At 53.7% G+C, this 20968-nt stretch carries 20 protein-coding genes; 6 read left to right on the top strand and 14 right to left on the bottom strand.

Features of this window, described 5'->3' with window-relative positions:
• The 3 genes from ctaD to lexA form a co-directional block, all read right to left on the bottom strand.
• Complete coding sequence (gene ctaD, locus J0A66_RS00100) at positions 1-1590, bottom strand: cytochrome c oxidase subunit I (RefSeq protein WP_206571736.1); 1590 nt, start codon at positions 1588-1590, stop codon at positions 1-3.
• Positions 1591-1600: 10 nt separating this feature from the next.
• Positions 1601-2716, bottom strand: a complete 1116-nt coding sequence (gene coxB, locus J0A66_RS00095) for a cytochrome c oxidase subunit II (protein WP_338143856.1) — start codon at positions 2714-2716, stop codon at positions 1601-1603.
• Between the two features lie 514 nt (positions 2717-3230).
• Positions 3231-3857: a transcriptional repressor LexA gene (gene lexA, locus J0A66_RS00090; protein ID WP_206571734.1), complete on the bottom strand. Its 627-nt coding sequence runs from the start codon at positions 3855-3857 to the stop codon at positions 3231-3233.
• Positions 3858-4043: 186 nt separating this feature from the next.
• Between lexA and plsB the strand changes: the two genes are divergently transcribed.
• Positions 4044-6521 carry a glycerol-3-phosphate 1-O-acyltransferase PlsB gene (gene plsB / locus J0A66_RS00085; protein WP_206571733.1) on the top strand — a complete coding sequence of 826 codons (2478 nt, stop codon included), beginning with the start codon at positions 4044-4046 and terminating at the stop codon, positions 6519-6521.
• Here plsB and ubiA read toward each other — a convergent pair.
• Both ubiA and J0A66_RS00075 read right to left on the bottom strand, forming a co-directional pair.
• On the bottom strand, positions 6483-7343 hold the full coding sequence (ubiA, locus tag J0A66_RS00080) for a 4-hydroxybenzoate octaprenyltransferase (protein WP_206571732.1): 861 nt from the start codon (positions 7341-7343) through the stop codon (positions 6483-6485). The genes plsB and ubiA overlap by 39 nt on opposite strands.
• Positions 7333-7935 carry a chorismate--pyruvate lyase family protein gene (locus tag J0A66_RS00075; RefSeq protein WP_241263927.1) on the bottom strand — a complete coding sequence of 201 codons (603 nt, stop codon included), beginning with the start codon at positions 7933-7935 and terminating at the stop codon, positions 7333-7335. The genes ubiA and J0A66_RS00075 overlap by 11 nt, the downstream gene beginning before the upstream one ends.
• A 138-nt stretch (positions 7936-8073) precedes the next feature.
• Between J0A66_RS00075 and J0A66_RS00070 the strand changes: the two genes are divergently transcribed.
• Entirely contained in the window at positions 8074-8427 is a 354-nt protein-coding gene (locus tag J0A66_RS00070; RefSeq protein WP_241263956.1) for a flagellar basal body-associated protein FliL, read from the top strand.
• Between the two features lie 78 nt (positions 8428-8505).
• Here J0A66_RS00070 and glpG read toward each other — a convergent pair whose 3' ends face one another.
• The 7 genes from glpG to J0A66_RS00035 all read right to left on the bottom strand — a co-directional run bounded on the left by glpG (position 8506) and on the right by J0A66_RS00035 (position 16105).
• The gene (gene glpG, locus J0A66_RS00065; RefSeq protein ID WP_206571730.1) at positions 8506-9366 is read right to left on the bottom strand and encodes a rhomboid family intramembrane serine protease GlpG; all 861 of its coding nucleotides are present in this window, start codon (positions 9364-9366) and stop codon (positions 8506-8508) included.
• Positions 9353-9670 (bottom strand): thiosulfate sulfurtransferase GlpE, encoded by a 318-nt coding sequence (glpE, locus tag J0A66_RS00060; protein ID WP_206571729.1) that lies wholly within the window; start codon positions 9668-9670, stop codon positions 9353-9355. The genes glpG and glpE overlap by 14 nt, the downstream gene beginning before the upstream one ends.
• 3 nt (positions 9671-9673) lie before the next feature.
• Positions 9674-10696 (bottom strand): L-threonine 3-dehydrogenase, encoded by a 1023-nt coding sequence (gene tdh, locus J0A66_RS00055; protein WP_206571728.1) that lies wholly within the window; start codon positions 10694-10696, stop codon positions 9674-9676.
• Entirely contained in the window at positions 10693-11889 is a 1197-nt protein-coding gene (kbl, locus tag J0A66_RS00050; protein ID WP_206571727.1) for a glycine C-acetyltransferase, read from the bottom strand. The genes tdh and kbl overlap by 4 nt, the downstream gene beginning before the upstream one ends.
• A gap of 119 nt (positions 11890-12008) precedes the next feature.
• Positions 12009-14450 (bottom strand): putative bifunctional diguanylate cyclase/phosphodiesterase, encoded by a 2442-nt coding sequence (locus J0A66_RS00045; protein WP_206571726.1) that lies wholly within the window; start codon positions 14448-14450, stop codon positions 12009-12011.
• Between the two features lies 1 nt (position 14451).
• The gene (locus J0A66_RS00040) at positions 14452-15630 is read right to left on the bottom strand and encodes a TonB-dependent receptor (protein ID WP_206571725.1); all 1179 of its coding nucleotides are present in this window, start codon (positions 15628-15630) and stop codon (positions 14452-14454) included.
• Positions 15623-16105 carry a hypothetical protein gene (locus tag J0A66_RS00035; protein ID WP_206571724.1) on the bottom strand — a complete coding sequence of 161 codons (483 nt, stop codon included), beginning with the start codon at positions 16103-16105 and terminating at the stop codon, positions 15623-15625. Before J0A66_RS00035 ends, J0A66_RS00040 begins: the two co-directional genes overlap by 8 nt.
• Before the next feature lie 229 nt (positions 16106-16334).
• Between J0A66_RS00035 and waaA the strand changes: the two genes are divergently transcribed.
• The 3 genes from waaA to J0A66_RS00020 all read left to right on the top strand — a co-directional run bounded on the left by waaA (position 16335) and on the right by J0A66_RS00020 (position 18729).
• Positions 16335-17636 (top strand): lipid IV(A) 3-deoxy-D-manno-octulosonic acid transferase, encoded by a 1302-nt coding sequence (gene waaA / locus J0A66_RS00030; RefSeq protein WP_277603500.1) that lies wholly within the window; start codon positions 16335-16337, stop codon positions 17634-17636.
• A gap of 249 nt (positions 17637-17885) precedes the next feature.
• Entirely contained in the window at positions 17886-18239 is a 354-nt protein-coding gene (locus J0A66_RS00025) for a hypothetical protein (protein ID WP_206571722.1), read from the top strand.
• A 190-nt stretch (positions 18240-18429) separates the two neighbouring features.
• Entirely contained in the window at positions 18430-18729 is a 300-nt protein-coding gene (locus tag J0A66_RS00020; protein WP_206571721.1) for a hypothetical protein, read from the top strand.
• A 134-nt stretch (positions 18730-18863) separates the two neighbouring features.
• Here J0A66_RS00020 and J0A66_RS00015 read toward each other — a convergent pair whose 3' ends face one another.
• Positions 18864-19925 (bottom strand): glycosyltransferase family 9 protein, encoded by a 1062-nt coding sequence (locus J0A66_RS00015; protein WP_206571720.1) that lies wholly within the window; start codon positions 19923-19925, stop codon positions 18864-18866.
• Between the two features lie 59 nt (positions 19926-19984).
• Between J0A66_RS00015 and J0A66_RS00010 the strand changes: the two genes are divergently transcribed.
• The gene (locus J0A66_RS00010) at positions 19985-20698 is read left to right on the top strand and encodes a 3-deoxy-D-manno-octulosonic acid kinase (RefSeq protein ID WP_206571719.1); all 714 of its coding nucleotides are present in this window, start codon (positions 19985-19987) and stop codon (positions 20696-20698) included.
• 191 nt (positions 20699-20889) lie between these two features.
• Here J0A66_RS00010 and J0A66_RS23770 read toward each other — a convergent pair.
• On the bottom strand, positions 20890-20968 hold a 79-nt coding region (locus J0A66_RS23770; RefSeq protein ID WP_144020606.1), incomplete at its 5' end, for an integrase core domain-containing protein.

The raw sequence follows: 20968 nt of genomic DNA, 5'->3' as shown, positions 1-20968 counted from the left end.
TTACTTCACCATGGGCGGGGTTTCGAAGGTGTGATAAGGCGCAGGAGAGGGGATCTCCCACTCCAGCCCCTGTGCCCCTTCCCAGACCTGGTCGGTGGCAGGCTCACCTTGTTTGCGACTGGCCTTGATCAACAGGGCAAGGAAGATCAGTTGTGACAGACCAAAGGCAAAGCCACCGATGCTGATCCACTTGTTAAAATCCGCAAACTGCAGGGCATAGTCGGGGATCCGTCTTGGCATGCCGGCCAGCCCCACAAAGTGCATGGGGAAAAACAGCAGGTTGACAGAAATCAGTGAGCACCAGAAATGCCACTTGGCCAGGGTCTCGTCATACATTTTGCCGCACCACTTGGGCAACCAGTAATATACCGCCGCCATGATGGAGAAGATTGCTCCCGTCACCAGTACATAGTGGAAGTGAGCCACTACGAAATAGGTGTCATGGTACTGAAAGTCCACCGGCGTGATGGCCAGCATCAGACCCGAGAATCCGCCTATGGTGAACAACACGATGAAGGCCAGGGCAAAGAGCATGGGGATCTCGAAACTGATGGCCCCCCGCCACATGGTCGCCACCCAGTTGAACACTTTCACCCCGGTAGGCACAGAGATCAGCATGGTGGCGAACATGAAGAACAGTTCGGCCGCCACCGGCATACCGGTGGTAAACATGTGGTGTGCCCAGACGATAAAGGACAGCAGGGCAATGGACGCTGTGGCGTAAACCATTGAGGCGTAACCAAACAGTGGTTTACGGGAGAAGGTGGGCACAATCTGCGAGATGATCCCGAAGGCCGGCAGAATCATGATGTAGACCTCGGGATGTCCGAAGAACCAGAAGATATGCTGGAACAGAACCGGATCCCCGCCTCCTGCCGCGTCAAAGAAGCTGGTACCAAAAAACTTGTCGGTCAGCACCATGGTCACGGCACCCGCCAGCACCGGCATTACTGCAATCAGCAAAAAAGCGGTAATCAACCAGGTCCAGACGAACAACGGCATCTTCATCCAGGTCATGCCGGGTGCACGCATGTTGAAGATAGTCACGATAACGTTGATGGCGCCCATGATGGAGGACGCGCCCATGATATGCACCGAGAAAACAAACAGGGCAGTACTGTCATTGCTGTAGGTGGTAGATAACGGCGCATAGAAGGTCCAGCCAAAGTTAGGACCGCCTCCTTCCAGAAACAGGGAAGACAGCAGAATCAAAAATGCAAAGGGCAGGATCCAGAAACTCCAGTTGTTCATCCTTGGCAGGGCCATGTCCGGGGCGCCTATCATCAGCGGCACCATCCAGTTGGCCAGGCCCGTAAAGGCCGGCATCACAGCGCCAAAGACCATGATCAGCCCATGGACCGTGGTCATCTGGTTGAAGAAATTGGGATCCACCAGTTGCAGTCCCGGCTGGAACAGCTCGGCCCGGATCACCATGGCCATGGCACCGCCGATCAGGAACATGATAAAGGCAAACCACAGATACAGGGTGCCGATATCCTTATGGTTGGTGGTGTTCAGCCAACGCATGATCCCCGCTGGCTTGTGGTCATGATGCTCATCATGGTGCAGATGTTCTGCGGCATTACTCATCATAATTCTCCTATTTGCCAGTCATCAGGGCGTTGACATCTTTCGCCTGCACGGTGTCACCGGTGTTATTACCCCAGGCATTACGCTCGTAGGTGATGACCGCAGCCAGCTCCTTGAGGCTGAGCTGCTTACCGAATGCCTGCATGGCTGTACCGGATACCCCGTTGACCACCACATCGATATGCTTGGTCATCTCACCTGTGGCGATGGCACTGCCTTTAAGCGCCGGGAATACCCCTGGCAAGCCTTCACCGTTAGGCATGTGGCAGGCGGCACAGGCACTTTGATAGACCCGGGCACCCACCTCCATCAGCTCGTCCATTTCCATGTTCATGGCCAGCAGTTTCTGCTCTTCTTCCTTGGCCTTGCGCTGAATGCCCTCTTGCTCGGTTATCCAGGCCTCATAATCCGCCGGCTCTTTGGCAATCACCACCACCGGCATGAAACCATGATCCTTACCGCACAGTTCTGCGCACTGACCACGGTAGATGCCGGGCTCATTGACCTTGGCCCAGGCTTCGTTGATAAAACCCGGGTTGGCGTCTTTTTTCACGGCAAAATCCGGTACCCACCAGGAATGGATAACATCATCAGAGGTCACCAGGAAACGCACCTTCTTGTCAGTTGGAATAACCAATGGGCGATCAACCTCCAGCAGGTAGTTTTCGCCCTTGTTGAACTTGTTGGCAATCTGTTCGGGTTGGGTAGCCAGCACCGAATAGTATTCCACGTCCCTGTCCATGTATTTGTAATGCCATTTCCACTGGGAACCGGTAACCAGCACTGTTACATCGGCCTGGCTGGCATCTTCCATGTCTATCAGCGTACTGGCGGCAGGGATGGCCATGCCAATCAGGATAATAAAGGGAACCACCGTCCAGGCCACTTCAACCCTCACACTTTCATGGAAGTTGGCGGGCTTGACCCCCCTGGATTTGCGGTGAAAGACCATGGCATAGAGCATGGCGCCGAATACCACGATACCGATGACCACACAGATATAGAAAATGGTCATATGCAGGTCATAGACCTGGGCACTGATATCCGTCACCCCTCTTCTCAGGTTCAACTGGGATGGCTCGGCGACTACACCGCTAGTCAGTAAAGTCGCGAATAGCGCGGTTATTACACCTCTGCCCACGTGACGTCTCCTCTGTCAGAAATGAAACCGACCCGGCCTGCAACCAGGGGTTGGGCCGGGCAAACACATGACATCCGATATGAATATGGTGACACGTTATTGTTATTATTTTGTTAAGGTCGTATAAGAATCACCCAATCGACCCCGGCGCGTCCAGACATTTCTTAAGCAAAAACAACTGACTGACCAATTATTGACCAGACCTTGCTGGCTATGCCCTGCAGGCTAACTTATTAATTTGATTGGAGTTTGGTTCTAAGAAAAAGGAGGGAGGCCCGGCAGCAAGGGGATTAGAGCACCGAAGGATTAGATCATGAGCCCCAGCGGAGGTTGATATTTTTCCAGGCAATCCAGGTCTTTTCACGGATTTAGTGGTGCTAAATCCTGGAAAGTCTGGGACAGTCTGGGGAAATTTCAGCCCCGCCCTTCGGGAGCTGCCTGAGATTCGCTCAGGTGGTCATAATCTACTCATTCTGTGCTCTAGGGCCGATTCAGGCAATTACATCCAGTCAGCGTTGCGGATCACGCCCACAGCAATGCCTTCAATGGAAAAGGGCTGGGTGGCCAGATCCACTTTGATAGGAGCGAACTCTTCGTTTTCTGCATGCAACAGGATCTCGCTGCGACCCCGACGTTCAATCCGCTTGACGGTCACATCATCCTCGACCCGGGCTACCACCACCTGGCCATTCTTGACATCCAATGTGCGATGCACAGCCAGTAAGTCACCATCCAGAATACCGATATCCTTCATACTCATGCCGTTCACCCGCAGCAGGAAGTCTGCCCTGGGCCGGAACAGGTTAGGATCAATCTTGTAATGGGATTCAATATGCTGCTGAGCCAGGATAGGTTCGCCGGCCGCCACGCGGCCAATCAGTGGCAGGCCTTCTTCCTCCTGTTGCTCTTCGAGGGGAATATTGAGTTTGATGCCACGGGAGGTACCGGGCAGTATGTCGATCACGCCTTTTCGGGCCAGTGCCTTCAGGTGTTCCTCTGCAGCATTGGCGGAGCGAAAGCCCAGGCGCTTGGCAATTTCCGCCCGGGTTGGCGGCATACCCGTATCGCACATGGTGTCTTTTATCAGTTGTAAAACTTCTTCTTGGCGGGGAGTCAGTGGGCGCATAACCTGTCTTTCCATACAGTTTTACTGTCAGTATATCCAGTTATCTGGGAATCGCAACCCTGATAGTGCCACCCCCGCGCCGAACGGCCGGATTTGAGAAAAATATCCCCTGGCATGCTATGCTTCGCCCACTTTTTACGGGTGCGTTTACCTTAATATCTGAACTCTGCCGGAGGAATTCTCTGCATGCACTGGCTGCATTCGTTGTTGCTGACCCTGATCAAATACCCCACCAGATTATTGGTCAAGACCAAGCCTATCCCAATGGATATCCATCAGGAGCTCGGCCTGGACCGGGAAAAACCCGTTATTTACCTGCTGCACACTCACTCCGCCACAGACCTGATCGCCTTGCAGCAGGCTGCCGGACAACTGGGGCTCCCAGATCCTATGCGGGATATTCACCTTGCCGGACATACCTACCCGGCGAATCTCAGTCTGGAGCAACCCCAGGGCCTGTTCAGCCGCAAGGTTCGCAGTACCGCAGTGGCTGACAATTTTATAGAGATTCTCAGGATCCAGCGGGAAAATCCCGAGATGGATTTGCAAATGCTGCCCGTGTCCGTGTTCTGGGGACGGGCACCAGAAAAGTCCAAGCCAGGCTGGTCAGATTTGCTGGCGGACCGGGCTTCTCCAAGTTGGCTGCGCAAGCTATTTATTGTGTTGTTTCTTGGGCGCGACAATTTTGTTTATTTCAGCCGGGCAGTGTCCTCCCAGCGAATGGTCCAGGAACGGGGCAGTGATGAGATAATCGCCCATAAGCTGATTCGTGTAGCAAGGACTCACTTTTATCGAAGACAGCAAGCAATGACGGGGCCTCAGGCTATTGATCGGCAACAGCTGCAAAATGCCATATTGGGTGCCAAGGCCGTTAAGCTGGCCATTACCGAGGAGCAGAAGGACAGGAAGCTCAGCCAGGAACAGGCCCGCCGCCGTGCTCAGGAGTATCTTGAGGAAATCGCCGCTGATTACCGGGAGGGGGTGATTCGCTTTGCCGACAGGCTGCTGACCCGGGTCTGGAACAAGATCTACAACGGCATTGAGGTCAAGAATGCTGCCAGAATCCGTGAGCTGGCGCAAAATGGCCATGAGATTATCTATGTCCCCTGCCACCGCAGCCATATGGACTATCTGTTGCTGACGTATGTTATCTATCACGAAGGCTTGGCCACTCCCCATATTGCCGCCGGCATCAATCTTAATTTCTGGCCCGTGGGCGGCATCTTCAGGCGTGGCGGCGCCTTCTTCCTGCGTCGCAGCTTTGCGGGCAACAAACTCTATACTGCCGTCTTCAAAGAATACCTGGAGTTGTTATTCAACCGGGGCTACCCGGTCAAGTATTACCCCGAAGGGGGCCGCAGCCGTACGGGTAGATTATTGCCACCCAAAACGGGCATGCTGGCAATGACCCTCCAGGCCATGCTGAAGGGCGTCAGGCGTCCGGTGAGCCTGGTGCCCGTTTATCTGGGCTATGAAAACGTGATGGAGCTTGGCAGCTATATGAGTGAGCTGAAAGGCAGCAGCAAGAAGAAGGAATCTTTCTGGCAGTTGTTCTCTGCGCTCAAGAAACTGAAAAATTACGGCCATGGCTATCTGAATTTCGGCGAGCCCATTCACCTCAACCATTATCTGGACAGGCAGGTGCCTGAGTGGCGCAAGGACATTCAGCAGGAAGCCGAACGCAAACCGTCCTGGCTGACGCCCACGGTTAACCATCTGGCCAATCAGGTTATGTGCCGCATCAATCAGTCTGCCGCGGTAAACGGCATGGCCCTGGCTTCTTTGTGCCTGCTGGCAGCACAGAACCATGCGCTGGAGGAAAAAGAGCTGGCCTCCAGCTTGTCCCATCTGTTGGACCTGTTAAAAAGGGAGCCTTTCAGTCCGGGGATCAGTGCACCGGAACAGGACAGCGAGTCCTTGCTCAAACATGTGCTTTCACTGGGTAAACTCAGAATCAATGAAGATACCTTTGGGCGCATCGTTTCTCTGGACGAATACAGCGCCATCACCCAAACCTACTACCGCAACAACATTCTTCATTTGTTTGCCTTGCCTGGCCTGATCGCCACGATTGTCCAGGCCGGCCAGGGCATAGAAAAAGCAAAGCTACTGGACGGTATAGGGGCAATCTATCCATTGCTGAAGCGGGAATTGTTTATCTACATGGACAGTGAAGAGGCCCTCGCTCATACGGAAAGACTGCTGCATGCCATGAAGGACCTGGGACTGCTGCAGCAGCAAGGACGTAAGATAGTACCGGCACAACGCACAGATCCAGCCTATCTGACCCTGACATTGCTCGCTCAGACCGTGCAACAAACGCTGCAGCGATATGCCATCGTCTTGACCGTACTTGAGAAAGAACAATCCATTGCCAGGGCGAGCCTGGAAAAGCAGAGCCGGGCTCTGGCAGAGCACTTGTCTGCCATTAACGGTGTCCAGGCACCTGAGTTCTACGATAAGAATGTTTTTGCCAGCTTTATCAATGCTCTGAAGGACAATGATCTGGTCGGAGCCAGCGAGGAAGGCGGCCTGATGCACACTGTGCAAAGTGCCGCCCTAAAAGAGCTGATAGTCTCTCTGGTCAATGCGGACGTGGCACAAAAACTCTATCAGTTGCACCATTCAGAGGCTCAGATCGATGATAAGGCCGAGGGCCAGTAACAAGCCCAGATAATGGTTGTTTATAAAGGCACGAAAGCATCTGTCCCGTTCACGCCCGGCTATCAGCCATTGCTGGTAGCCGGACAAAATCAGCGCGCCTGACCAGGCGATATAAAACGCGGTTCCCAGCGACAGCAGGAGACCCAGCCACAGCATCAGAAGAAGAAAGATGCCCTGCAGAAGACCGATGATCAGCCTGTCATGGCGCCCAAACAGGATGGCGGTCGATTTAATGCCGATACGCAGATCATCATCCCTGTCTACCATAGCGTACTGGGTATCATAAGCCACAGTCCAGAGCAGGTTTGCCAGATACAATACCCAGGCCCACCATGGCAGGGTTTGGTTACTGGCCATAAAGGCCATGGGAATCCCCCAACTGAAGGCCGCCCCGAGAACAAACTGCGGCAGATAGGTAAAACGCTTCATAAATGGATAGCTGGCTGCCAGAGCCAGCGCACCAAACGACAGCACGACAGTCTGCCAGTTGAGCAGCAACACCAGGGCAAACGCCAGCAATACCAGTATACTGAACAGGCCCAGGGCCTGGCGCTCAGAAACCTGGCCACTGACCAGGGGACGTGTGGAGGTTCGTTTGACTTCACCGTCAAAATGCCGGTCAGCATAGTCATTGATTACACAGCCTGCCGAACGCATCAGGAAGACCCCCAGACAGAACACCAGCAGGAGTTTACTGTCCGGCGTGCCCATGTTGGCCAGCCACAAAGCCCAGATTGTCGGCCAGAGAAGCAAGTAGATCCCCACGGGCTTGTCCATGCGCATCAGCCTGGCATAGGCGATCCAGGTGGCCTTATCCGGCATGGGGCGCTCCCATTTGTTTGTAAGCCGGACATTGCGGAAGAAATACCTCGGCCACCATCATGCGCCACTGCAGATAATGAAACACCGAACGTCGCCCCCACAATACCTGGGTACCTGGCAGTTTAAGCGCACTCTGGAGGCGATGGGCCGCTGACAAGCGGGTCACCTGAAAAGGCTGGCGTTCGAAACGGGCGTCATTGAACAGAATGCTTCCAAGGGGCTTTTCACCCAGATTGGACAATTCCCCCCTATCCTGTTCACACAAAGCTCTGGGCAGCAATGAGCGGGCGAATACCCAGGGCCTGTCGTCTCCCCAGAGGATCACTTCACGTACCAGGTAGTCCACCGGGCCCATCTGCTCGCGCTCATTATCAAGCAGGGGTAAGGGTGCCTGTCCGAGCAATTGCACACGGAACTGCCGACAATGGGACTGCAGTCTCTCGGTCAGGGAGCCAGTGTCCAACAACCAGTTTCTGAGGTGAAAGTCCGGCACTCTGATAGACTGTGGCGCAATCCAGTCGGTTTCCAGCGACAGCGGGAATTCGGCAGATAATATCAATGGTTTCTGAAGGTTGGCCGATAAAGTGTGCATGATACCCTCCGGGTCTGCATGCAGCAAATACTGGAGCGGGTTGGCCAAATACTGATAAAATGCTGGTGATTTTTCTATCAGTCTGCGAGGACAATAATGTTAAGCAAGAAATGGCGCTGGATAGGTCTGATCTGCCTGATGATGAGCGGCCAGAATGCCATGGGAGCCTATGCTTACTATGGCCTCGAGCCGGATATCGTGACCAATTACCTGAGTGAAAGCAGCAAAAACCTCGGATACGTGCGTGTGACGGTGGAGCTGATGCTTGAGGACGCCAACCATCTGGAAACTGCCGAGCATCACGCCCCCTTGCTCAGAGCCACGACCATCGATATTTTTGGGCGCCAGCCGGAAGAAAAGGTCAAGTCACTGACCGGTCGGGAAGAAATTCGCCAGGACGTGCTGCGTACGTTGCGCGAACTGATGCAGCAGGAGACCGGTTCCCCGCTGGTCAAGGACGTGATTTTTACCAAATATCTGTATCAGGGTTAATACCAATTGGTATAAGAGAAGGACTGACTGGCTTATCTAAGAAATTGGTATTCAATTGCTTTCCTTAAAATTGTCCCGCTAACGACCCACCCTGGTATATATCACTGCCAGTAAACAGCCGGTAATCAAGCCAATGGTATGGGCAGTGTTCGCCATGCTGACCCAGAGCACATCGGCATAGCCTAAAACCAGCCAGACCAGAATAAAACCAACCAGGGGCCTGGACAGGCTCAGCCCCCATTGAGGGCGCAGCCAGCCGCACCACCAGACAAACCCCATCAGCCCGTATACCACTCCCGACAAGCCGCCGAAGTTGGGGCCGGAGGCAATAAACTGACCGTAGTTGGACAGAACCGCCGTCAGTAGAAATATGATGCTCAGATTCACCGTACCCAGCCGTTTCTCCACCTGTCCCCCCAACAACCCCCACCATAGCAGGTTGAAGATGATGTGCAGGGCGGAAAAATGCAGGAATGCCGGGCCCAGCAAGCGCCACCACTGCTGGTTGTCCAGCAAAATAGCGACTGGCTGGAAAGACAACCACTGTAACAGGGGCATAAACCAGCCCAGCAGGCTAGCTCCGTATACCAGCAGACAAAGGATCAAAATCAAACTGGTCAGGGGAGCGGAGCGGGCTCTTGCCAGCCACTCTCCGGGGGTATCAGTCCCTGCAGTCTGCATTTTGACCAACTCCCCCTGTTGCCAGGCGGCCTGCTGATATTTTTGAGCCCTGGGATTATCTAGAAATGCCGCAATCAGCCCCTTTGCCTCGTCACGCTGAACAGGATCCAACAGTACCAGCCCATGGGCATGCTCCCCCGTCAGACGCTGATAAACCACAGCGATACCTTGCTGCTTGAGATAACTACTCAGCAATCTGGCGTCAGACTCCCGACCAAACGCGATCAGAAGCCGCTGTTCAGGCTCATCCGCTGACAAAGGGAAAACTCAACCGCCAATGCCCGAATCCACCGTCCAGACTGTAAACCTGCTCGAAGCCTTGCTGGATCAGGAACTGGGCAGCTTGCTGGCTGCTGTTGCCGTGGTAGCAACAGACTATGACAGGTGTACTCTTGTCTGTTTCCGCCAGGAACTGAGTGATATTTTCATTACTCAGGTGCCTCGCATCCTGAATATGTCCGGCGGCGAAAGACTGGGGGTCGCGGATATCCACCAGCTTTACGGCTCCTTCTTTGAGCCAGCTGGCAGCCTGCACGGCATCTATATGTTCAAATTGTTTCATTATCTACCAGCTCAGGACGACTTTGCCGGACTGGCCGGAGGCCATGGTCTCAAAGCCCTGCTGGAACTGCTCCACCTCAAATCTGTGGGTAATGATCGGGCTAAGGTCCAGGCCGCTTTGCAACAGGCTGACCATCTTGTACCAGGTTTCAAACATTTCCCTGCCATAGATACCCTTGATCACCAGCCCCTTGAAGATCACCTGGTTCCAGTCAATGGCCGTCGCCTCAGAGGGAATTCCCAGCATGGCAATCTTGCCGCCATGATTCATCTTGGCCAGCATGTCGCGAAAGGCGACCGGGACACCGGACATTTCCAGGCCCACATCGAAACCTTCCGTCATGCCAAGCTCCTTCATGACCTCGCCGAGATTTTCCTTGCCCACATTGACGGTGCGGGTCGCACCCATTTTCCTGGCCAGATCCAGCCGGTAGTCGTTGAGGTCGGTGATCACCACATGCCGTGCGCCAACATGGCGGGCCACGGCCGCGGCCATGATGCCGATAGGACCGGCACCGGTAATCAGCACGTCTTCCCCTACCAGATCGAAGGACAGGGCCGTATGCACGGCATTGCCGAAGGGATCGAATATGGATGCCAGCTCATCGGAGATATTGTCGGGGATCTTAAAGGCGTTGAACGCCGGAATCACCAGATACTCGGCAAAAGCGCCGGGGCGGTTTACGCCAACGCCAGTGGTATTGCGGCAAAGGTGGCGACGACCGGCACGACAGTTGCGACAGTGCCCACAGGTGATATGGCCTTCCCCTGACACCCGATCGCCAACCTTGAACCCTGTCACTTCCTGGCCCATGTCCGCCACTTCGCCCACATACTCATGACCTACCACCATAGGCACGGGAATGGTCTTCTGTGACCATTCGTCCCAGTGATAAATATGCATGTCCGTGCCGCAGATGGCGGTCTTGCGGATTTTAATCAACAGATCATTGTGGCCCACTTCGGGCCGCTCTGTATCGGCCATCCAGATCCCTGGCTTGGCATGTAGTTTGGCTAAGGCTTTCATGCAATCACCCCCAGTTCTTTGCCCGTTTCGATAAAGGCGTCAATGGCCCGATCTAGCTGATCCTTGCTGTGGGCTGCGGACATCTGTGTGCGGATGCGCGCCTGCCCTTTGGGCACCACGGGAAAGGAAAAACCCACCACATAGATGCCTTTCTCAAGCATTTTTTCGGCCATCTGGCTGGCCAGTTTGGCGTCGCCGAGCATAACCGGGATGATGGCATGGTCTGCCCCGGCCAGCTTGAATCCTGCAGCACTCATGCGCTGCCGGAAATAGCGGCTGTTGTTACGCAGCTTGTCACGCAATTCTCCCCCTTCGGCCAGCATATCCAGCACGCGGATGGAGGCACTGACAATGGCTGGCGCCAGAGAATTAGAAAAAAGATAAGGACGGGAGCGCTGACGCAACCACTCAATGACCTCACGCTTAGCCGAGGTAAAGCCGCCGGAAGCCCCTCCCAGGGCCTTGCCCAGCGTGCCGGTGATGATATCCACCCGTCCCATTACATCACAGTGCTCATGGCTGCCTCTGCCCTGTTCGCCGACAAATCCCACCGCATGGGAGTCATCCACCATCACAAGTGCATCGTATTTGTCAGCAAGATCACAGATGGCCTTGAGGTTGGCAATCACACCGTCCATGGAAAAGACGCCGTCGGTGGCAATCAGCTTGAAGCGCGCACCGTCCGCTTGTGCCTGCTGTAGCTGTTTTTCCAACTCAGCCATATCGTTGTTGGCATAGCGATATCGCCTGGCCTTGCATAGGCGCACACCATCTATGATACTGGCGTGATTAAGCGCATCAGAGATGATCGCATCTTCCTCGCCCAGCAGGGTTTCAAACAGTCCTGCATTGGCGTCAAAGCAGGAAGAGTATAAAATTGTGTCTTCCATCCCCAGAAAACCACTGATTTTCTGTTCCAATTCTTTGTGGATGTCCTGGGTGCCACAGATGAAACGCACCGACGCCATGCCGAAACCATGACTATCCAATCCGGATTTAGCCGCTTCAATCAAATCCGCATGATTGGCCAGGCCCAGATAATTGTTCGCACAGAAGTTCAGTACATGCTCACCGCTACTGATGCTGATATCGGCCTGCTGCTGCGAGGTAATTATCCGCTCGCCTTTATACAGCCCTTGCTCCCGCACCTCGTCCAACTGCTCCTGCAGGTGTGCGAAAAAAACCTGATTCATCGAATGCTCCGTAAACTGTTGCGCGAAAGCGCACATTGTAAAAGACAGAGGGCGGAAAGGTACAGCAGGGGCTGCAAATGATAGGTCGAACCACCTGCAAGCTGCGGTTGCCAGCGACCTTAGTTTTCAGGCCACTGCCAGATACCCTGCAGCAGTCGCCGCTGCAATACGCTGGGGAGATCCTTTTCCAGAATAGGCCGGGAAATATGATAGCCCTGCCCAATTTCGCATTCCAGCTCCCGCAGGCAGTCCAGTTGGGCCCGGGTTTCCACTCCCTCTGCGACCATCTGCATGCCCAGGTTGTGAACCATAGCCACGGTAGAGGCGACGATCTGGTAATCGGGAGCATTTTCCAGCATGCCGATAACAAAGCTACGGTCTATCTTGATCACATCCACCGGTATCTTTTTCAGGTAGCTCAAGGATGAATATCCCGTACCAAAATCATCAATGCTGAATGTGAAGCCCAGGGATCGGAGATCATTCATCACCTGCAGACACAGTTCGATATCCTTCACCAGGGTTCGCTCGGTCAATTCCAGTTCGAGGCGGTTGGCCAGCGGCCCGTATTCACCAAGTAACTCCTTCAGATAGCTGCAAAGACGAGGATCCAGCAACTGTTCTGCGGACAGGTTCACGGCCAGCTTGACCTCAGTGAGGCCCTGCTCCTCCAGCTGCACCAGCAACTCAAATACCCTGCGCAGGCCCCAGTAGCCAATGTTGAGCAGGTTCTCGGAATTCTCCAGCAGTGGAATAAATTCATCGGGTGCTATCACCCCCTTTTCAGGGTGGGTCCAACGCAGCAGAGCTTCAAAGCCCACCAGCCGGCCCGTGAGGATTTCGATCTGAGGTTGCAGGGCAAAACAGAATTGATCCCGGTTCAGAGCATGACGTACTTCCTCTTCCAGTAGATTGCGCCTGAGCAGATGCTGGTGCATCTGCTCTGTATAAAGGCTTGGGCGTCGCACCCCCTGATCCTTGGCATGGTACATAGCCATATCGGCCTGCCTGACCAGCTCTTCCGGCTCACTGGCAGGGTCTGAGGTAGTTGCAATACCGATACTGACAGAGACATAAAAGCGGAATTGCTTTACTTTCACCGGCAGAAAAAAGCGTTGCTGCACGGATTCAGCGATACGGACTATCTCCCGCAGATCCTCCCGGGGAGAGAGCACCAGTACAAATTCGTCGCCGCCAAACCGGCAGAGAAAATCACCAGTATCAATACTACCCGCCAATTCTTTAGCCACCTCTGTCAGAAAGGCATCACCCAGGGAGTGGCCGTGACTGTCGTTTACTTTGCGAAAATCATCGAAGTCGAGGAACATCACCGCCAGGATTCGCCCTGTCTGACCAAGCTTGTCCACCGATTGCTCAAGCACCTGATTTAATCTGTTGCGGTTGGGCAACCCGGTCAGTTTGTCATACAGGGCGATACGCTCCAGCTCACTGGTATGAGACTCCACCTGGGAATCCAGTCTCTCCAGTTCCCCGGCCAGATTCCCGGCTGACTGTCTAAGCTGCTCCAGCTCGTCGGACAGAAAGGGGCGGGAGCCCGACTGCATGCGATAGAATTCCTGATAACGCTTTTGCGCCAGCAGCGGCAGGCTGCGTGACAGTGATACAAGCCGGCGCCTGAAGCTGTTGGTCAGCCAGAAAAATATTGCCAGTAACAGCACCACGATGAATGTCGCCACCAGGATCACCCGCTTTTGGTAAGCCTGGTGGGCCTGCTGTATTGTCGTGATGTCATGCATCAGTAACAGATAGGGTCCCGCCGGTTCGGCTTGCAGGACAATGAGGTTAAGCAGCAGCATGCTGCCTTCGAACTGCACCCTGGCCCCCTCCTGCAACATACGCGACAAGGTCATTGCCGGGGACAGTTGTGCAAGCACCTGGCGAAAACGCCGTTGTTTACTGGCAGCCAGCGGGGGATGCAGTGTGAGCTCTTTGAAGAGGATGGCTTTGTGGTTTAGGTCTGATTCCGCCCCCAGCAAGGCAAGCTCGGCACCGGTGGACTGATTAAGATAGGCCAGTAGTTCCAGCATTGCACTGCTGGCAGAGAGAATTACCCAGGACTCGCCCGAAGTCAGGACAGGTAAAGAAAGGAATTGCTCACAGCCGCGTTGACATCTTATTTCCGACAGCGTGGTTTGTGTCTTTGCCACCCTGCTGACATCGGCGATAACTCCTGCTGGAGCAGGTCTTGATCCATACATCAACCGGCCGTTGGCCCCGAACAGCCAGAGGTCACCTATCTGCCAGTGCAACTGCAGGTGCTCCAACTCCTGCTCCATCAGATGTGCGACCTTGTCTGCACTGCCCATGTCTGTCTCGCCGTAGCGAATCAATGACTCCAGTCTTGCCGCCATTCTTCCCAACAGCATATCGTTAAGCAACTGATACTGTTGGGTGTCTTTTTTCAGCATCAGCTCCTGTTGACGGGCAAAGTCCTGATCCAGTTTGTCGAGCCAGCTCTTCGTCAGGATCAGGGTGGCAAGCAACAATCCGCCCACCAGCAGGCTGAGTATTTTCCAGGGCAGGCTGACAAACAGGGGCATGTCAGAACCAATACATCAATTGTACGGCCCACATATCCCAGTATTTTTGATCATTGAGCTGAACATCAGGCAGGAAAATAGGGGATAACCGACTGGTGCCCTTGAATTTGTGATATTCAGCCTGCAGCTTCCACTGGGGTGCAAGTTTCCAGGTGAGTCCCAGGGTAAGGCTGTCCATATAGGCGAACCTTTGAGGGATGCCGGTTTCCTGTTCAAATTTCTCTCCGCCCCGGTCATCCTTGTCCATATCCAGAATATCCAGCCTGACCATGGCCGTGATGTCTTTGTTGATAAAGGCTCTTCCCTGGACAAATCCTCCCTGAGATTTTGCATCCCTCACATAGGCCGGGTGAATCAATCCCCTGAATACCGCCCGTTCCTGAATCAGCTCGGCAGCAATCTCCCAATGTTCAGCGTTATAGCGAAAGTTCAGCATGGTTCGTTGAGACTGTCCCTTGCCATCTAAGAAGAAGTCAGCGCTCTCACTGCGGTAGGTAAAGTCCGAATCCAACAGCACCAACCCCATTTGAAGGTTGTAATTCCTGGGGCGGAAATAAACACTGAGCTGATGGACAAAATCCTGTTCCAGGTCGCCGTTGGCCTCTTTACCAAGAAAGTTCTTCATCTGTTCCTGGTCCACCGGTGTGGAACCGTAACTCCAATAGGCTTCCCACTCACCCATGGAATTGTCCAAATTAAGCACCAGGGCCAGGCCATCATTGCCGACAATAAGATCCCGAAAAACATCGAAGTAAATAGATTGAGGCAACACGATAGAGGGGCGGGTGTGAGGCACGTCACGCGTCGATGAGTATAACCAGTGGTAGTTTTTGAAGCGCCCCAGGTGCATGTTGGCTTGCCAGTCGGCAGTTTGCACCAGGGTCCAATCGGCAAACAGGTAATCGACCCTTGCCCCTTGTGGGTATCGATTACCGCCATCCAGATAAACAGCCTGGCCTGCTACCCGCAGGTTATTGCTCAGCCCATGGGAAAAGTTCAGCCCCACTTCGGTCAGGTTGGTTGACAGCTTCCCTGAGTCATTGACAAAGTTGCTGTCCTGCGCCCGCATGACCCCCTGGGCAACAAAACCGTGCCAGACAGTGTCATCCTCAGCCGCAGCCAGGCACACACTCCAGCTCACAAGCCCCAGGACAAGCATCGCCCCTAATCCCTTAGTCATGGCTGTCTCCTTTTACAACGCTTAATTTTTTTACGCCCCTTCCCTCTAACACTATCTCTTTTGAGAGATAACCGATTGCGCCAGGGGTCGCACCGATCGCCTTCAACATCTGGTCCTGGCTGTACACCTCCAGGGGACGTTCACTCAGCCCCGAATAGACCAGCTTGTTCCACAGTCTTTCCAACTGATAGGGAAACATACTCAGTTGGGACTTGGTAAAATGCTGGTGAAGCGGATCCTGATTGGGTAGCACATAGACCTTGATCGGTTCGCCGCTGGGCCACTGGCGCTGACGCATGGTAAAGATTCGACGTAACTGGGCAGCCGACAATTCATCGAGATTGATACTGTCACTCACGATAACCTGCACCTCACTGACCACTTCCTGAGCCCTGAGAGGTAATATGACGGAGCAACAAAGTGCTATACCGAGCAGCCATCCGGATTTGGATATCCTCTTTACTTCCCTGATCAAGTCCTTCTCCCCATGACCTAATACGCTGCTCCGGCAATCAGAAGCATAGCCCATCTCTGCCAATTCAAATGTATTTAGCCTGCCAAATCAAATTGTTAATTACTTTTCTTTGCCGCCATACTGCGTCAGAGTGATTCACTGATCCTTTGCAGTCATTAACCCTTTGCGAGAATGACAAAACTCAGCCTGTTTCTGTTAAAGTGACCCTCCCGAATCAATCCTTTTTATCATGTCAGACAGAACAACCCAGACTGAGAGCCAATTCAGGGTAACCATTGCTCGCACAGGATACAGTGTGCTCCTGGGCCTTCTGGTCCTGTTGATTCTCCCCTGGTCTTTGTTCAGGAGCATTTTGGGCGGCCCGGAGGTCCGGCAACGTTGGCTGGCCCGCATCGGAATTGAACGAGCCAGGAACCAATACGGCGGCCTGCTGATTCATTGCGTATCAGTAGGGGAAGTGATGGCAGCCGCTCCGCTTATCCGCAAAATACTCGCCGAACAACCCCATCTACCCATAACAGTGACCACTACCACATTGACTGGCAGGCAAAGAGCCAGGGAGTTGTTTGCCGGGCAGGTCTGCCAGCGCTATCTGCCCATAGATCTGCCTTGGCTGATGTCCAGGCTGCTGCACCAGATAAAACCGTCCAAGGTGTTGGTCGTCGAAGTGGAACTCTGGCCCAACCTGCTGCATCTGTGTCGGCGGCAGAGCATCCCCGTGATCATTGTCAATGCAAGGATGACTGACAGATCGGCACGTCGTTATGCCAGGTTCGGCTCCCTGTTTGTGAGCATGCTACAAAGATTGCATCTTGTCTGTGCTCAGGGGCAGCGTGACTACGAGAATTATCTGAACCTCGGCGTACCCAGGCAGCGCCTGGTCCTGACCGGCAATATGAAGTTTGATCTGGCGGTACAGGATAAAATGGTGTTAAAAGCCCAACTGGTGGAAAAGTTTGCCTTGCAGCAGCGACGCGTCTTACTGGGGGGCAGCACCCATGATGGCGAAGAGAAAATACTGATTCAGGTCTACCAGATACTTAAAAAACAGTTCCCTGAATTGATACTGATTCTTGTGCCACGCCACCCTCAAAGATTTGAGCCGGTCTGGAATCTATGTACCGCCGTTTCTCAGGCCTGCATCCGGGTCAGTGAAGAAAAGCGCTGCGACGCGGCCACCGATATATTACTCATCGACAGGATGGGCATGCTGCAACAATGCTATGCATTGGCAGACATTGCTTTTGTCGGCGGCAGCCTGGCCGACAGAGGCGGACATAATGCCTTGGAGGCGTCGGCATTGGCGGTACCGGTGCTGATGGGCCCTTCGCAATTCAACAACCCAGAAATATGCCAGACCCTGCAGCAGGCAGGAGCACTGATAACGGTGCATGATCAGCAGGACCTGCTGATCCAATGCCAGCAGTGGTTGGCCCATACTGAGAGGGCCGAACAAGCCGGCCAGGCAGGAAAGGCCGTATTGGAGGAAAACCGCGGCGCAGTCCTTCGCACTTATGCTTTGCTCCAATAATCCGCAGGGAAACCCGACCACCCACTGCAGACCAATTTGTTACAAATTGTCCCTTGCAATTCAGATGCCGTTACTTTAGACAGGTACGTGCAAATAATTTGCAAAGCCATGTTCGGCATTGTCGCTAAATGAAGCGTTGCGATGACGAATTGTTTACACCACGGCTGCCAGACTTTGACATGTTCCGTACAAAGCAGGATGACGGCAGAGAATGACCAAATGGAAAGTAAATATCGAATGGAGGATCCCATGAGAAAACTAGTGTTGATGATGATGGTAGGTGCCGCCGCAGCCATGGCAGGATGTACGTCCAACCCCGACTCCAAGTATGCGAGCCTGGATCACCTCTCCGATACGGAAAGAAACGAAGCCCTGAAAGAATGCTTCAAAGAAGACATCAGCAAGTCTGAGCGCCAGGATTGCATCGCCCGGTACGCCCCCGCAGAAGTGGGCTACCGCTGCGAAACCCGCCCCGTTACTGGGACCCGTTTTGGCGAGCGCGTCTGCTCAACTCAGCGCCAGAGAGAAGCTGAACGTCAAGCCGCATTGGAAACCATGCATAGCGTTTCCCAGCACGCCTCACGCAAAGACGCAGGCGGCTAGTCAGGATACAGGCGGGTCTTATTAAACCCGCCTGTAACTCTTTGTTTTTCATTTATATTCCATAATATTGCTTTATTTTTGAACGTTTTCTAGACTAACTCCTTGAGCCTGCTTGCTGGTTCACTATAAATGGAGCTTAGTCATGAAAAAAACACCTTCCTATCATTTCGTTCTTTCTCTCGGAGTAGTTTTGTTAACCGCATGCGCCTCTGACCCACAACAGAAATATGCCAGCCTGGAAAACCTCTCGGACTCCGAGCGTAACGAAGCCCTAAAAGGCTGTTTCGATTACGACTTAAGTAAAACGGAACGGCAGGATTGCCTGCTGCGCTACGCCCCTCCGGAAGTCGGCTACAAGTGTGAGCGGATTCAGGTCAGCGGCACCCGCTTCAGCGAACGCGTCTGTTCGACTACCAATAAGCGGGACTGGGAGAGCGCCTATGCCAAGGAAACCCTGAGTAAGATACAGCGCAACTCAAAGTCATACTGACATATGCTTTGAAGAGGACCTTTTGTCTGCTGTTTGGCTTATGCCGCTACTTGGAAGGCTGCACCAACGCTCCGCGGGCCAGATGTGCCAGTCAGGACGAACTGTCAGATATTGAAGGGAGGACCAGCCTGATCTCAGCAGGGCTCCGATACTGGACAGATCTTGTTGGTAAGTAACAGCTTATCTATCTGTTCAACAACCGTCCCGGCCTGAATGCGCGCCATCAGGTCGCCCCCCTTGACCCGGGTTCCCCAGGGCAATTCCTGCCAGGACTTGCCCTTTTGTTCTTCTACGACCTGATCATACACAGAGACCACTTTGTCCAGATCCAGATAGGGCCCGGTGCGTCTTGGGTTGCTGTGGGCATACAGACCAATCACCGGAGTACCCACGGTAGTGGCCATATGTGCCGGACCGGTATCCGGAGCAATTACCAGTTCGGCTCTCTCAATCAGGGCCAGTAGTTGTTTCAGGTTGGTCTTACCAACATAGTCTTCTTGGACAATATTGGTATGCTGCTTGATCTTGTCAGCCAACTCCCTGTCCAGTTTGGCCGGCCCGCCGCAAAGCACCACTGTAAATCCCTTTTGGTGAAGATAGTCCGCTACTTGGGCATAGCGTTCAGGCAACCAGTTGCGTTCGGCTTTACTGGCCGCCGGGCTGATGATGACAAATTTGCCCAACCCCTTTGCTTGTGTATCGGCCCACTCTCTGTGCTCCTTTGGTATGGGGATGTGCCACTGGGGCTTTTCCACCGGCGGTACACCAATGGCATCAGCAAAGGCCATAAAGCCATCCAGCACATGGGCATGACGCTGCGGGGCGATGCGGGTGTCGGTAAACCACCAGTGCAGTTCCTTGCTGCGTTGCCAGTCGAAGCCGATTTTCCTGCGGGCCCGGATCTGCCTGGCCGCCAGGTTGGCGCGAAACGCCACCTGCATCAGCAACAAGGCGTCGAAGACCTCACCTGCCAGCTCAGTTTTCAGTCGCTGATAGGCCGCCCTGCCCTGCTTTTTGTCAAACACCACAAACCTGATGCCGGGTATATCGCCCACCAATTGATGTTCAATCTTGCCTATCACCCAGGTAATCCGGCAATCCGGCCAGTGGTGGCGAATACGTTGCACCAGCGCCATCGCGTGGCAGACATCACCAATGGCAGAAAGGCGCAGAATACAGAGATTGTTCAATGACATGTCCGACGCTTGGGGCATTGTGTTATAAAAGGCCGAATGTACCACAAGCATGCCATAAGATGTCGAGCCTCATACAGAATTGCCAGGGTGATCACCACTGGCTGTTTGATAAAAACCTGCTTCCCAACCCGACCTCAGAACAGTTCAGTATCGGTTACTGGCAAAGCCGGGGAGCGGTGCGCGGACAGGCCAAAGGCCGGGGCACCACCTATTTTATTGAATCCGACGGCCAGCCACTGGTGCTGCGCCATTACCGGCGGGGCGGCCTGGTGGGGAAAATACTTACCGATCAGTTCCTGTATCTGGGTCTTCAGCAGACCCGCCCCTGGCGGGAAGTCAAATTACTGGACTGGATGGTACAGCGTCAGTTGCCCGTGCCACGTCCGGTGGCGGCGCATGTTGAGCGTAGAGGGCTGGTTTACCGGGCAGACATCATTCAGCAGCAGATTCCTGATGCGCGGGATCTACATCAGATTTTGTGCACTCAACCACTGGAGCCGGATCTTTGGCAGAAAGTCGGACAGGCCATCAGCAGGATGCACCAGATGCAGGTTTACCATCATGATCTGAATATCCACAATCTGATGCTGGATAAAGCAGAAAAGGTCTGGCTGATCGATTTTGACCGCTGCGCAGTGAAATCCGGACAGGGCTGGAAACAGGCCAACCTGGAGCGGTTGCAACGCTCGCTAAATAAAGAAACTGGCCGTTGCCAGCCTTATTACTGGCAACCTGATAACTGGCGGGCCCTGCTCATGGGTTATGGCATTTAACTTCGGCAACATACAACTCAGGTGTTGGTGAACACAATCTCCTTCTTCAAATCGGCTTGCCGTTTAAACTTATTTCCTGTAGAAATCAAGGTGGATGCATGATGCATCTATTATTGAAAACATGTTCAAAGGAGAAAAGGAACTGACCTTTCCCCGAGATTAGTACCAATCCCTCAATGAGATTTTCCTGCTTAAGCTGCCTGTTTTGCATACTCAACAGGCGACATGTAATTCAGTGAGCTATGCGGGCGAACATGGTTGTAATGCTCG

The organism is Bowmanella dokdonensis (assembly GCF_017254865.1).
Lineage (GTDB): Bacteria > Pseudomonadota > Gammaproteobacteria > Enterobacterales > Alteromonadaceae > Bowmanella > Bowmanella dokdonensis.
The sequence above is the reverse complement of the archived record's forward strand: the minus strand, read 5'-3'. Positions and strand labels throughout refer to the sequence as shown.